Origin of the sequence: Leptospira dzoumogneensis (genome assembly GCF_004770895.1) — a bacterium.
GTDB classification, from domain to species: domain Bacteria; phylum Spirochaetota; class Leptospiria; order Leptospirales; family Leptospiraceae; genus Leptospira_B; species Leptospira_B dzoumogneensis.
Genome location: NZ_RQHS01000005.1, coordinates 128,960 through 143,058, shown reverse-complemented (window position 1 = coordinate 143,058; position 14,099 = coordinate 128,960). Strand labels below are relative to the sequence as shown.

General features: G+C 40.3%; 13 protein-coding genes. 8 read left to right on the top strand and 5 right to left on the bottom strand.

What is annotated here, in order from left to right; genetic code table 11:
• Window positions 1–21 precede the first annotated feature (21 nt).
• Window positions 22–1,230, top strand: a complete 1,209-nt coding sequence (locus EHR06_RS01955; protein WP_244288466.1) for an aminotransferase-like domain-containing protein — start codon at window positions 22–24, stop codon at window positions 1,228–1,230.
• A gap of 327 nt (window positions 1,231–1,557) precedes the next feature.
• Here the strand turns inward: EHR06_RS01955 and EHR06_RS01950 are convergent, their stop codons facing one another.
• Window positions 1,558–1,938 (bottom strand): phasin-related domain-containing protein, encoded by a 381-nt coding sequence (locus EHR06_RS01950; protein ID WP_086447874.1) that lies wholly within the window; start codon window positions 1,936–1,938, stop codon window positions 1,558–1,560.
• A gap of 132 nt (window positions 1,939–2,070) precedes the next feature.
• Here EHR06_RS01950 and EHR06_RS19335 point away from each other — a divergent pair, with 132 nt between their 5' ends.
• Complete coding sequence (locus tag EHR06_RS19335) at window positions 2,071–2,193, top strand: hypothetical protein (protein ID WP_279633352.1); 123 nt, start codon at window positions 2,071–2,073, stop codon at window positions 2,191–2,193.
• A 374-nt stretch (window positions 2,194–2,567) separates the two neighbouring features.
• Complete coding sequence (locus tag EHR06_RS01945; protein ID WP_135755476.1) at window positions 2,568–3,344, top strand: hypothetical protein; 777 nt, start codon at window positions 2,568–2,570, stop codon at window positions 3,342–3,344.
• A gap of 7 nt (window positions 3,345–3,351) precedes the next feature.
• On the opposite strand, the gene EHR06_RS01940 is transcribed toward EHR06_RS01945, so the two are convergent.
• From EHR06_RS01940 to EHR06_RS01925, 4 genes are all read right to left on the bottom strand, one after another.
• Window positions 3,352–5,211 carry a motility associated factor glycosyltransferase family protein gene (locus EHR06_RS01940; RefSeq protein ID WP_135755475.1) on the bottom strand — a complete coding sequence of 620 codons (1,860 nt, stop codon included), beginning with the start codon at window positions 5,209–5,211 and terminating at the stop codon, window positions 3,352–3,354.
• The gene (locus EHR06_RS01935; RefSeq protein ID WP_135755474.1) at window positions 5,208–7,022 is read right to left on the bottom strand and encodes a penicillin-binding protein; all 1,815 of its coding nucleotides are present in this window, start codon (window positions 7,020–7,022) and stop codon (window positions 5,208–5,210) included. The genes EHR06_RS01940 and EHR06_RS01935 overlap by 4 nt, the downstream gene beginning before the upstream one ends.
• Before the next feature lie 90 nt (window positions 7,023–7,112).
• Entirely contained in the window at window positions 7,113–7,709 is a 597-nt protein-coding gene (lepB, locus tag EHR06_RS01930; RefSeq protein WP_135755473.1) for a signal peptidase I, read from the bottom strand.
• Window positions 7,710–7,737: 28 nt separating this feature from the next.
• Complete coding sequence (locus EHR06_RS01925) at window positions 7,738–8,928, bottom strand: acyltransferase family protein (protein ID WP_135755472.1); 1,191 nt, start codon at window positions 8,926–8,928, stop codon at window positions 7,738–7,740.
• 167 nt (window positions 8,929–9,095) lie between these two features.
• Here EHR06_RS01925 and EHR06_RS01920 point away from each other — a divergent pair, with 167 nt between their 5' ends.
• The 5 genes from EHR06_RS01920 (at window position 9,096) to EHR06_RS01900 (ending at window position 14,000) form a co-directional block, all read left to right on the top strand.
• Window positions 9,096–9,635, top strand: coding sequence for an LIMLP_15305 family protein (locus EHR06_RS01920; protein WP_135755471.1), 540 nt, complete (start codon window positions 9,096–9,098; stop codon window positions 9,633–9,635).
• A gap of 58 nt (window positions 9,636–9,693) precedes the next feature.
• Window positions 9,694–10,686, top strand: a complete 993-nt coding sequence (locus tag EHR06_RS01915; protein WP_135755470.1) for an SPFH domain-containing protein — start codon at window positions 9,694–9,696, stop codon at window positions 10,684–10,686.
• A gap of 3 nt (window positions 10,687–10,689) precedes the next feature.
• Window positions 10,690–12,042, top strand: a complete 1,353-nt coding sequence (gene thrC / locus EHR06_RS01910; protein ID WP_135755469.1) for a threonine synthase — start codon at window positions 10,690–10,692, stop codon at window positions 12,040–12,042.
• Between the two features lie 99 nt (window positions 12,043–12,141).
• Window positions 12,142–12,876, top strand: coding sequence for a hypothetical protein (locus EHR06_RS01905; protein ID WP_086447865.1), 735 nt, complete (start codon window positions 12,142–12,144; stop codon window positions 12,874–12,876).
• Window positions 12,877–12,914: 38 nt separating this feature from the next.
• Window positions 12,915–14,000 (top strand): LIC10486 family protein, encoded by a 1,086-nt coding sequence (locus EHR06_RS01900; RefSeq protein ID WP_135755468.1) that lies wholly within the window; start codon window positions 12,915–12,917, stop codon window positions 13,998–14,000.
• Window positions 14,001–14,099 lie beyond the last annotated feature (99 nt).

Genomic DNA, 14,099 nt, shown 5'->3' with positions numbered 1-14,099 from the left:
ATGTATAAACCAAATAAGAAGATGAGCAAGTTAATTCTAGAAAATAGTCCCGAAATTTTCAGATCTTCAACAAGGATTGAAAGAACTCCCGGGTCCGTGACCAGAGATATATTAAAAGTGATCGATACACCGGGAATGATCTCGTTCGCAGGCGGACTTCCTGATGATACTTTGTTCCCTATTGAAGATCTGAAAAATATTTTTGAAACTTCCGTTTCTAAAAAGGGCGCTAAACTATTCCAATACGCAGACACGCAGGGGCATTCCGACTTACGTGCTTGGATCGCAGATCGATATTATCCGGGCTCTTCTGCAGACGAAATTCTTTTGACTTCCGGCTCTCAACAAGCATTGGATCTACTCAGTCGATATTTTATAGACGAAGGTTCAGCCATTCTATTAGAAAGGCCTAGTTACTTAGGCGCAATCCAAGTATTCTCTTCTTATGCACCAACATTTATAGGAATTCATTATACGGAAGAAGGTCCGGATCTCGAAGAATTAAAGTACGCTTTGGCGAGTTCTTCCGAAAAACCGAAATTCTTTTATTGTATTCCTGATTTTCAAAATCCATCTTCGTATTCTTATTCTTTGGAGATCCGAAATTCACTTTCAAAATTACTCTTAGAGAACGGAGTTCCGATCTTAGAAGATACGGCTTATAGAGAATTATACTTTGAAGAAAAACTTCCGACTTCCTTATGTGAACTTGGTCCGGAACATACGATCTCTATCGGAACATTCTCCAAAACACTTGCACCCGGATTAAGAGTAGGATGGATCAAGGCACCTAAGAAGATCCTAAAAGATCTAATCGTACAAAAACAATCCGTGGACTTACATTCCCCTACTCTAAATCAAGAACTTGTTTACGGGTTTGTATCTTCTTCTAAATACGAAAAACATTTATCTTTGATCCGAAAAACCTACCGAAAGAAATCGGAACATACATTTGTTTGTTTGCAGAATAATTTTGGAAATTCACTTCCATTACGAATTTCTAAGGGTGGACTGTTCTACTGGCTGGAATTCCCACAAGAGATCGATACGGATCTACTTTTTCAAAAATGTTTGGAGAAAGGACTCGCTGCAGTTCCGGGATCTTCTTTCTTCGTTGGCAAACCGGAAAGAAATCATCTTAGATGGAACTTCTCCAACGCATCCGAAGAAGAAACAAAACTCGGAGTAGAGAGATTGTATAAAGTTTATAAGGAAATTAGCGAAAGGTAGATAAAATTTTCATAAACTTCTAATTATAGCCACCAAGGTTCCAAATCGGATTCCTTAGCACATTTTTGGTCGTCATACATCGTAGCTATCACCATACATTCCGTGAATTGCCGATTTTCCTCTTCAGTCGGGTTGTCCGACAACCTATATAAAGAACATATAAAATGGGAATCACTGTGTATTTTTTCAGAATTACAGACGTATCTTTTGCTAAGACCAGGACCGTAACACGAAAATAAAAACAGGGAACTTATAGGGAGAAGGATCGGAAAAAATTTTCGGCGGGAAGAATCTCCCGCCGATATTGGGAGGTTCAAAAGGCTTTGATTAAGCAGTTTTTTTAGTTGGAGCAGCAGTTTTCTTAACTGTCTCAGTAACTTCGCTAAATTTTGCCTTGATAGCTTCGATTTGTTCAGCAGGAACTAATTTCTTAGCTTCTTCTGCAATCTGGTTATAAACTTCAAGTGCCTTAGCGCGAGAATCTTCGTAGGTTTTAGTCGCAGCAGTAGATAATTCTTTAGCTTCGTTTAAGAATTTGTCTACGAACTCACGAACGCGAACAGATGCTTCGGAATTGTCGGAAGCGCCTTTAGCTGCGAGTTCTTGAAAACTCTTAGTAAATTCTGCTTTCGCTTTATCCAGACCTTCTTGTCCACTTTTAACCAAACCAAGACCTGCGTTCAGTACATCTAGAATTTGTTTTTCCATTTTTAGCTCCTTGGCACACCGTTGTGCGGCGCACAATCCATTTGTAGTGCGTAGCACAAATAGAGTCAACCAAAAAACGAAAAAAAATTTCAAAGCTGGATTTTTAGTCTGGTTGAGTAATAGGACGACATTATGGCATATTTTTACTTGGATTTGGATAAAATCCATTGTGTAAGCAGGATTTACGCAGGGTTATTTACAGGTTATGTACAATTACTAACCTCCGAATCAACTCTTTGCAGAAAACATAGATGATCTTATTTCCTCATTTTGGAAAATTGTGCCCAGATAAAATGAGAAGATCCCTATTTTACTTATTAATACTTTTCTGTTTTTCGTCCTGCTTTCTTCATCATGTGAATATTGAAGGAGATATCTATGGGGCAAAATCCATTTTTCATAGTACCCCTTCAAACAAAGAGATCCTTCCAGTCAGACTCGATTTTAACCCTCCTACAAGAGAAGAGGTTATTAAAATGCTGCATGATAAAGGATCGAGTCAAACTCCGACAGATGAATTTGACGGATACCTTTCGACGGAGATTATCTCAAAATTCCAAAAAAGCCAAAAGTTCCTAATATCATCAAATTCTAATATAAAAATCAAGATCGTTCCCATGGTGGATGACGTGAAACCTCCATTATTGACCATGATCGGTTTTTTCTTCACTGTAGGAACGTTTCCTGCAATTTATAGGACTTACGGATCTGTCTCTTTCGAATTGTATGATCAGGAAAAACATAAGACTATAAGAACATACAAATATTCCGTAAATCATAGAATATTGTTCGGTTTAGCTCCCATACTATTGGGTCCCATTCTTTCAACGTTTACGGATAGATTCGATCACTCTACATCGGATAAAACCTATTCGATCATGAGAGTCGTATTTGCTCAGTTCGAATACGATCTATTCAAGGACATCCGAGAATCGAAAGAACTTGCTTCCCGCTTTTTTTCGACGAATGAGTATAATCACGCTCTAATCGTCACTTCAAAATCCGTTAAAGATGATCCGATTGTTTCCAGTATTTATTCCGAACTTAATAAGAATTTCATAAAATATGGGATTTCAATATTGGAAAGGAGAAGATTGGATCAAGTTATAAATGAAATCCAGCTTTCCTTGACCGGAATAACGCAAGGACGTGATTATTCAAAACTGGGAAAACTTTTACAAGCCGATCGGTTAATTTTAGTCGAAGATCTGAATATAACTTCCGCAACCACCGACGTTTCAGGAAGAATAAATTTTAGCATCCGTTGTGTGGATTCCGATACCGGAAAAGTTATTTGGTCGGAAAAAGTAGTCGAAAGTATACTTCTTTCCGATACGGTAGATACGGTAGTGAGTTATGTTGCTCGCAAATTAGTGCAAAAATTAAAACAAAGCGGCGAAATATAATTTTATACTAAAAACGCCTTACTGTTTTGCTGATAAGCTGTAGATTCATTTCCGTACTTTTTTTCAGCCCGGAATAGAGAAGAAGGCTCTTTTTTGCGACTGCAAGTCTTTCGTTCTTCTTCTCTTCTAATGTGAGTTCTGTATCGTATCCTTCAGTAATCGCTAAGATCACTCTTTGTAAGCTGATCCCTAAAAACTCAGTGAGTCCTTTTTTAGAACTGATCCGATCGTCTATTAAGGAAATCTCATGTAATGCTTTTCGAATGGACTCTTTATCCTTCTCTCCGTTTTGAATAAGACCGTATATTTTTTCGGAAATAATTTCTCCTGTCGAGACTTGGACCCCGAATTCCTTTAATTCTCTGCGGATCTTGTTTAATTCTTCCGATACTTTTTTTCCATCTATCTTGGAGGATAAAAGTATCCGGATCTTCTCTTTTACCCCGGAAACCTCTTTTGTATTCGAAGGATTTTCTTTAAACCATTCTTTAAACGTAATATTCAGGATACCTTCTAACTTTGCTCCGTCTTTACCTAGGTTGGCCCAAGGGCGATCTTTTTGTCTTTCTTCGAACCATTTTTTAAAGATCAGAAGTTTTTCATTTGTCCTGAGCTTTTTTCCTTCTACGGACTCGATCCACTTAGGAGGTAAAGCGGTCATTTGTTTATAATTATGATGTTCTCTTCTTTGAGTTCTGGATTCCAAAAAGTTCAATCTTTCTTCTAAGATCGCTCCCTTGCAGTGCGCTTGAGAGCCAGGAAAGGAAAGGTCTTGTCCTAAAAGTAAAATGGATCTTGCATCCATCTTCTCCGCAAGACTGGCTGCATTGGTGGAAACGGAACCCCCGAAATCCACGGCCCCCAACCCGCTTTCGGATGCATTCTCCAAAAGTTTGATCCAAGGAAAAGGAGAAGAAGTCAGAAAATGATTTTTTCCTATATAAGGCATTCTTAATGAATGATAGGAAGTGGTCGGATCGAATATGAATTTTGCTTTTCCGGAATATCCTTCTAAATATTTAGAATTTAAAGGCTGGGGATCCACACTAAATACAAGGTCCGGATCTATTCCTGATTTTTGCAGAATGAGAAGAGCGGTATCGACCGCGATCAATATAAAATTTTCCCTATATTCTTTCAGTTCCTGCAAAGAAAGATAGAGAGAAGGTCCGGCCCCGCAAACAACCACATCCACTTTGGATTTGCATAAACCGAATAATTCGTTTATTGGCTGCATATCCACAAGTTCCGGAAGATTCCGGATAAAATTCCCGGTCCAGACCTTCTCGAACCTAGTTAATGTAGCAGTATTTACATCTTTTTTATGGAAGAACGTCTCGGCCAAAAATCTAAGTTCTTGGTATTCTTCCTGTTTCCATTGTAAACTTCCTCTATGAGGAATAAAACTCACCGGATACCCTGAGATCCCTTTAAAACCTTCGTAAAATGCGGATTCTTCGTATGGAGGGAGAAATATTCTTAACTTCCCTGAAAGGATCATGGGAGAAAAATCGAAAAGTGAAAATGCCGCCTTGATAATCTCCGGAAAAGGTTCCATCCATACACAGATTATTTTATCAAATCCTAATGTATATTGTATGGAATAGCCGAGGCCCGCTCCGAAAAATAGAAATGCTCTATCTTCGTCCCCTTTTTTCAGATCCGCAAGCTGTCTTTCCGCTTCTTTGCGGGGATCCACAGAACTATGCAAAAGAACATTACCGATCTTTAAACTAGGATCTTCCGTTTTTGTAGGAATAATCTCGAAATTGATCCGGGAAGATCCAATTCTCTCGGAGGCTTCCGGCGCGAAGCTGCGAAGTGAGGCCAAATTTTTTTCGAGTAAATCCAACCTGAATTCTTTCATTGGAAGAATACGTTTATCCTTTTTCCTTCATAAGAAGAACCGGGAGAAGGATCTTGTTCATAACAGAAACCGCTTCCATGAAGTTTATAAGGAACTCCCAAAGGAGCCAATAGTTCTACTACTTCTCTTTTACTTCTTCCGACCAGATCAGGTATACGTTCCGATTTTCCCGTAAGCGGTTTTCTTTCTAATTTAGGAAGATTCACGTTCACCGTTCTTTCTCCCTGTTCTATGATGGGTATGATATTCTCCACCACTTCTCTGAATACGGGAGCGGCGAGTCCTCCTCCAGTATGGCTGTCTCCTCTAGGCTCATCGAATAGGATCAAACCAACCACCTTAGGTTTATCCGCAGGAAAAAATCCTAAGAAGGAAGCAGACCATAATCCGTCTTGGTAACCTCGGCCGGAAACTGCCTTTTGTCCTGTTCCTGTTTTTCCTGCTATGGAATATTCTTGTATGTATGCGTTCTTTCCTGTTCCTGCTTGGACAACTCTAGTCATCGCTTTCAGCAATCTTTCGGTGGAATATTCTTTGATACCAACCGGGGTTTCTTCGGATTGGAATTCTTGCAGGACTTCTCCATAGGAATCCGTAATATGAGAGACTACTCTAGGAGTGATGAATCTTCCTCCGTTTACGATGGAAGCAGCGGACGCAACTAATTGTATCGGAGTTACAGAAATCCCTTGGCCGATTGCCATGAACATTGGAGTGGTCGGAGTCCATTTGTTCAATATCGGCATATAGCCCACGGATTCGTTCGGCAAAAGTCCGGCTCTATCTCCGAATCGAAGTCGTTTCATATATTCGTAAAGTACATCGTTCGGGATCTTCGCTGCCGCCTTGATGATCCCTGCATTACAGGAATATTGAAGTATCTCTTCCAAATTCACTTTTCCATGAACATGTGTACATTTGATCCTGGTCTTTCCATAATCCACATATCCAGGACAATCGAATTTTTCATTAGGATGTATTAAGTTTTCATTAAGAAGTATACTAGCTAGGAATATTTTCATAGTGGAACCGGGCTCGTACACATGCCGGATCGCCCAGTTTGTATGGGAATATTCCTCAAAAGAAGAATAACGATTCGGATCAAAGGAAGGAAAACTGGCCATTGCCAATATTCTTCCCGTATGGATCTCCATCAGGAGTCCTACCGCTCTTTTAGCTCCCGCTTCTTCGAATCTTTTTCCTAAAGCTTTTTCTAATTTGAATTGAATGAGCCCGTCCAGAGTCAAATGTACATTTGCACCTCTCGCGGAATCCGCTTCCGTAGGTGTCATTAATTCTTGATTATAATAATATTCTAAACCGGAAAGAGCCTTATCATCATCCATTCCGGTAAAGCCCACAAGACTTGCCGCCAGACTTCCATGAGGATAAACTCTTTTAAATTCTCTTTCCCTTCTCACTCCTGGAAGTGCCATCTCCATGATACGACTTGCAGTTGTATCATCTATCTCCCTCTTCAAAAGGAAGTATCTGCTTTTTTCCCGGATCAATGATTCTATCTTTTCAGGAGGAATGTCCAGATGAGGAGAAATTTGTACTGCGGTAAAATTCGGATCATAAACGTTTCCCGGATAGATCCCGATCGTAGAAGAATCGATGGACAATGCCAATTCAATTCCTCTTCTATCATAGATGGCTCCCCTTAAGATCCTTTCTCCATTCTTGAATGCGATCTCTCTATCGTTAAAGAAGACTAGATATCCTACTCGGACCAAAAGCCCGGAGAAGAATACGCATAATAGAACGAATAAGATGGTGAATCTTTTTCGATTGAGAAGGTTATAATCCATCGATGAGTGAACCGCTTTTAGTAATTTCGGTCTTTTTCAGAATGATTAAAGAGCTTTTCTAGTACAAGTGAAATCCGAGTTCGGAGAATGTTAAAAGCTGGAGATTACCTTCCCTCTCAACTTTTTGAAAGGAATTAGGCCGTAATTTCTGGAATCCGTGGAAAATTCTCGGTTATCTCCCAAGACCAAAACATAACCCGGTGGGATCCTTCCTGAATCTCCGATGCCTATATTTCCGGAGACTCCGATCACAGGTAGAATGGATGCGGATGGCGCCTGTGTCTTGTAGCCTGAATTCAAGAAAGGTTCCTCTAAGGAAGAATCGTTTATCAAAATCCTACCTTCTGAAAATCTGAAAAAATCTCCGGGAAGTCCTACTACTCTTTTTAAACTTAGTTCTGCCCCGATCCCATCCAAAACCAATACATCGAATCTATTCACATCAGGCTCTAAAATATATAGAACCCAAGGACCAATCTGAGCAGGAAAGCCCCATTTTTTGACCAAGACCCAATCGTTTTCTTTATAACTAGGCATCATACTTGTGCCGCTGATCAGGTAGAATTGGATCACAAAAATCCTAAAATATAATATGAAGAATATTGCAAATAAGATCGGAAAAGAAAGTTTGATCCAGCTAAATACGGAATGCCTGATCGAACGGATTATTTCTGAATCGAATTTCATATTACTATTTCGTATTTATAGGACGAGACTATGCAGTCCTAGCCTCGTTCTTATTTTCTAAAACTTTCGGTTTTTCTTTCCACCAGATAAAAGGCTGTTCTATCAGTAAAAAGATCGGCCAAGAAGCTAAGATCGCAAAACCAAAACAGATGAGATAAAGTTTAGGCAGCACACTCAAAGTAATTATTGTTTCCCCTCTGAGTGCCCATCCGGTAGCGACCCCCATCAAAGGTATATTCCAAAGATACACCGTAAATGTAATCCTAGACAGCGGACGGAAGATCGGTAATCCTAATGTAGTTTTGAATATACCTTCTTTCTGGATTGCCAAATAGATAATTAAAGCCAAGGCGATATTGAAAAAATTATTAGCGAGAGTCAATCGAATGAAATGTTCCCAATCGAAAGAATAGGAGATCAATATGAATACGATCGAAGTGATCCCGATAATGGAATATTTAAGTTTTCCTAAACTTTCTCCTATCGGTTTATAGTCCACATACTCCGCCAAAAGCATTCCGGCAATCATAGAATCGAATCTGTTCTCAGTCCAAAAAAGTGCCTCGGCATTCATGGCACCCTTTGAATATAGATAACATCTAGATAAGAAAGGAATAATATATATGATAGATAATATGATAACTCTGACTTTTCTAGTTTTGGAAAATAAGAAGAAGGGACCCAAGACTACCGTTAAAAAGTAGATCTGCTGCTCCAAAGAAATATACCAACCCACATCTAAAACTCTAGGAAAAAAGTTGGATAAGAAGATACCGTCCGCCCAAACATAGTCCAGCGCCTTCTGCCCTTTTGTTATCAGCCAAAGCAGATCCGGACTAGGATTTTGTATATGTTTCAGATTTTCCGATTGTTTATAAAAATAATAATAAGAAAAAGCTAATGCTACGTAATAAGCGGGAAGTATCCGCAAAGAACGGTTAATAATGAACTTTCGATAAGGAAAACTATTTTCTTTTTTATAAGATTGGAGTATTCCTCCGTAATTCAGAAAGCCTCCCAGTACGAAAAATACATCCACGATGGTGGTTTGATTCTCCGCAAACCAAGATAACCAGAAAGGCATTTCTCCCATTGCTTTTCGTGAGAAAACCCAAAGATGGTTGGTCATTACCATCAAGATCCCGATCGCTCTGATCCCGTTTAATGATTCTATTTCCCCCTTTTTAGAAGCAAAGATAGACAGTATATAGGATTTCATAATGAAGAGATTCTATTTCCCGAATTGAATTAAAAACTATTCAGGTATCTGCTAGCAAGAAATAAATCCGCAGAGCCCAAGACCTCAAGTTACGATTTCATGGATATGATACGAAAAGAGAAGTATTTGTCTTGCTTGGGAAGAAATTCCGGATCATTCTTCTGTACATGACTTCGAACAGCCCGGTCTCACAATATATTTCCAGATTCAAAGCGGAGAAGGGAAAGATCTTATCCTTTCTTTCAGCGTTTCCTTTTTATGGAGAAGTCTTAAAGAACCATCAATATTACGAAGCGGACAGGATCTCTCGAAATGAATTGTCCAAAAAATTGGATTCTCTCAAAGAACCTATTCGCAGGATCGAAGAAAATTTCGTCCGAGAGAGAAGAATGGACCTAATCGGTTCTACTGAGGTCTTATATTCCATCTTAGAAAGGCTCAAAAACGAAATAATTGGAGCAAGTTACGGTCTGAACGGATTGGGTACCGGATTTAAAGCAACCGAATCGGAGCTGGAAGCTTTGGCGGAATGGGATTATTCTTTGATCCATCATACTGAAGAATTATCCACAAAAGTAAAATCTACTAACTTCCCCGCTGATGTTTCAGTAGACACCATAAGGAATTGGGTTAGTAATTTTAGATCCGAATTAGATGAGTTCGATTCTGCCTTAAAGAGCCGAAAGGATGTCTTCTTAAAACGATAGTCTTATTTTTGATTTGCCGGATGTCGAGTAGTGAATAATATATTTCCAAGGAGTTCTTATGGCATTAATAGACGTAATAAAATACGAGGGTAAACCGGGAGAGATCGTATGGAAATTTCCCCGTAACGATATCAGTACCTTCGGACAATTGGTAGTGAACGAAAGCCAAGAGGCTATCTTCTTCAAGGAAGGTAAGGCTCTGGATATTTTCGGACCGGGAACTCATACTTTAAAAACAGGGAACGTTCCTATCTTAGAAAACCTAGTGAACCTTCCTTTCGGAGGCCAGACTCCTTTTACTGCGGAAGTAGTTTATATCAATAAGGCTCTTATCCAATTAAAATGGGGAACTCCTGCACCCATCCAAGTAGAAGACCCTAAATACACGATCACTCTAGGAGTGAGAGCAAACGGCGCTTATAATATCAAGATCGTAGACTCCAAAGCATTTGCGGTAGGAGTAGTAGGCGCAAGAGGGGCTTATTCACAAGACGAGGTGGATAATTTTTTAAGACCAATGATCGTGACTCGACTGAGCGATTTTTTGGCGGAAGTTGTTCTGAAATCAGGAGAGCCGATCACTCGATTGAACCAACATCTGGAAGAAGCTTCTTCCGCCGGAAAAACAAAGATCCAACCTGACTTCTCCAAGTATGGGATAGAAGTTTTAGATTTTTTTGTTCAATCCATCAACTTCGATCAAAACGATCCGAACTTCCAAAAGATCCAGAAAATCCTCACAGACAAATTCGAGATCGATGCTCTTGGCGGAATGTACCAACAAAAAAGAATGTTGGATATTGGAGAAGCTGCCGCCAAGAACGAAGGTGGAAATGCAGGGCAAGGAATGTCTGCAGGCATGGGACTCGGAATGGGAATGAATATGGGCAATATGATGGCCGGTATGATGGGACAGAACAATGCCGGGGGAAATTCCAACCAGAACGATGCTACCGCGAGACTTACGAAACTCAAGAGCATGCTGGACCAGGGCCTGATTTCTCAGGAAGAATTTGATGCCAAAAAAAAGGACATTCTAAATTCTATCTAAAGTATGAGCCTTACCTTCACCAAGTTGAAAGCGGAGTTCCGCTGCATCAACGATTCTTGCGGAGCAACTTACGATCTGAATGATATCGTATACGAATGTCGTAAATGTGGAAGCCTTCTACAGGTTTCTCATGATATGGGAGCTCTCAAAGAAAAATCAGGTAAGGAATGGAAGGACCTATTCGATTCCAGATTGGGCTCGGTAAAATTTCCGAACAGCTCGGGGATCTGGAATAAAAGAGAATGGGTTCTTCCTCATGTAGAAGACTCAGAGATTATAAGCTCAGGCGAAGGTCTTTCTCATCTATTCAACTCGGAAAGACTTACAAAACATTTCGGCTTAGGCGGCCTTTGGATCAAACAATGTGGGATCTCCCACACGGGTTCTTTTAAGGATCTGGGCATGACTGTTCTTCTCTCTCAAGTAAAACATATGTTGAATAAGGGAGTTAAGATCAGAGCGGTAGCATGTGCAAGTTCCGGAGATACTTCTGCGGCACTCGCTTCTTACGCCGCTAAGGCTGGAATACCTGCGATCATTTTTCTTCCCGCAGGAAAAGTTTCCCAAGCCCAATTGATCCAACCGGTTTCCAACGGTGCAAAAGTGATCGCACTCGAAACGGACTTTGACGGTTGTATGAAGATCGTGAAAGAAGTTACCAAAGAAGCCGGTATCTATCTTGCGAACTCAATGAATAGTCTTCGTATCGAAGGCCAAAAAACGATCGCACCCGAGATCGTTCAACAATTGGAATGGAAAGTTCCGGACTGGATCATTATTCCGGGAGGAAATTTAGGAAACGTTTCCGCACTCGGAGCAGGTTTCGAGATGGCTAAAGAATTAGGACTGATCGATAAACTTCCTAGGATCGTTTTAGCCCAAGCGGAGAATGCAAATCCACTCTATCTTTCTTATCTTAAAAATTTCGAAGAGTTCAGTCCTGTAGATGCGAAGCCTACTCTTGCTTCTGCAATACAGATCGGAAATCCCGTATCAGTCCAAAAGGCAATTCGTACATTAAAAAAATTCAATGGGGTTGTGGAGCAGGCAAGTGAAGCTGAACTTTCAGAAGCTTCCGCCAAAACGGATCTATTCGGATTGTACAATGATCCCCATACCGGGGTGGCGCTTGCCGCTTTATACAAACTCATGGGTAAGGGAACTATTGCAAAAGGTGATCAGGTGGTCGTAATCTCCACTGCTCACGGTTTAAAATTCACGGAATTTAAACTCAAATTCCATGAAGGAAAAATCCAGGGTACGGATCAGAAATTGGTTAACGTTATTCGATCCTGTAAACCTGAAGTGGGAGCCGTCATGGACGAAATCAGCGGTTTTCTACAATTGAAAGGTTAAAATTTTTCATTTTCCACTGGAAATTCCCGTTCTTTTTTCCTGAGCGTTTTTCGTTTTTTTCTCGTAAGCGAGCCGGGGTCCATATAATCGAGAATCCAAATGTACGAGGGAATCGAGGAACTTCCTCAGGAATTCCTCTTCGAGGTCGAGACGGCCGTAAAAAAAGAAGAGCCAATTTCTATCATTACCTACGTCCTGAGTACCAGGGGCGAAAATAAGCTCAAACATATCATCCAAACCGTCCTTTCTAAATACAAAAGAGAGGATCTGACCGAACTTATATTTACTTCCGCAAAAGAGCTGATCGTAAATGCGACCAAAGCAGCGATTAAACGAGTTCTATTTAAGGAACTAGGGCTGAATATTGCAGATCCATCACAATATGATTTGGGAATGGAGTCTTTTAAGGAAAATCTAGTCAGCAGAAAGTTTCCCTACTATCGTAGGAAAATGAAAGAGCACGGTCTATTTGTAAAAGTTACACTCAGTTTCAGTTCGGATCGGATCATTCTATTCGTACAAAATAATTTCACTCTCGCAGTCCGAGAAGAGAAACGGATCCGGGAGAAGTTCGTTCATTCTAAAGAATTTGACAATCTATTCGAATACTATATGAAATACGGTGATACCACAGAAGGTGCAGGTATGGGTATCACAATGGTGGAGATCTTAGTAGCCCAAAGCGGCTATGACCGACATTTGTTTACGATCTATAGCCGCCAGGCCGAAAATAGAACAGTGGCCAGAGTCGAAATCCCCTTGGATCAGAATTATGTGCCCAGAAGACAAAGATACCAAAAATGGTTACAAGAAAAGGCTAGCGGCTTAACATGACCTAAAGTTCTCCTTACTACGGTTAGGTCTTTAGCAATATGGAACAGAATCCTCAGACAAGTAAACTCCAAGAACAGGCAAACCAAATGAACCTTGCCTTGGAATCCGTTCATACCGAAGAACAAGCAATCGAACTTATCCAAGGAAAAATCAAAGACGCCTATCTTTTAAAATTAAGGATCGATGTTGAGAACAAAGCAGGGGTAGTTTTAGGATTATTATCCAGATATAAAAACGAATTTTTAGAATTATATTCCTTATTCTCCAACTCTTCCGTGATCCGGAAGATCAGAACCTTCGAAGATTTCGGTCAGATCTCTCACGATATTGCAGAAGCAGCAAGACAAGAAGCTCCTGATCCAGGTCTTTCCGATCAAGTAGGAAGAATTCTTCATACTAAATTAACAAAACAAATATTAGAACAATATTATCCAATGTGGGATCGTAATGATACAGCAGCTCTAGTCAATATGCTGGAGAACCAGATCAAAACTAGTATGAAGATCAATATGATCCGTGTCCAAGCTGACGTGGAATACGTATCTAGTTTGAAATGTAGAGGCAAAAGTTTTTTTGCAGGTATTATCCAATCTATTCCTAAACCACCGGAAGAACCTGCAGAAGGTGCTGCTCCGGTAGAAAATTTAGATCCGGAAAAAGCTGCAGTTATGCGCCAGATCGAAACTATCCGAAAAGGTTTCGGAAGAGTGGTCCTAGCTAAAACAATCTTATCCCCGGTAAACGGAGTAGACTTCGATGATCTGAACGAAGGAGACAAGATCCTGCTGCAACTTCCTTCCGTTTCTCCCGAAGAAAAAGCTTTAGCTAAAACTTTAGGAGCAATGGACAAAGACGGGAACGTAAAACCCGTGGTCGGTTCTTTCGTAGCGATCGCTTCCGGTAAAAATGAATATCATATTTTTGCAAAAGGTCCCGCAGGAGTCCTGTTACAAGCATTCGAAGAAAGACCAGTTCGTCTAGCCAGACCTAAAACTGCTGCGAATGCTCCTCGTCCTGCAGGTATGGGTGCAAAACAATCCGAAGGAAGTAATACTTTAAATTACGCGATCCTGGTCGGAGTAGTTCTGCTAGTCGGATTACTAGCGTTTATTCTTTTGAAATAAGATAATTCTGCTCTAATCTCGGTGTTGGAACTCCAACAACTTGTTATTCATTAGCGGACCCACGTGTTGGAACTCCAACACACACGCGCCGGACAGTTT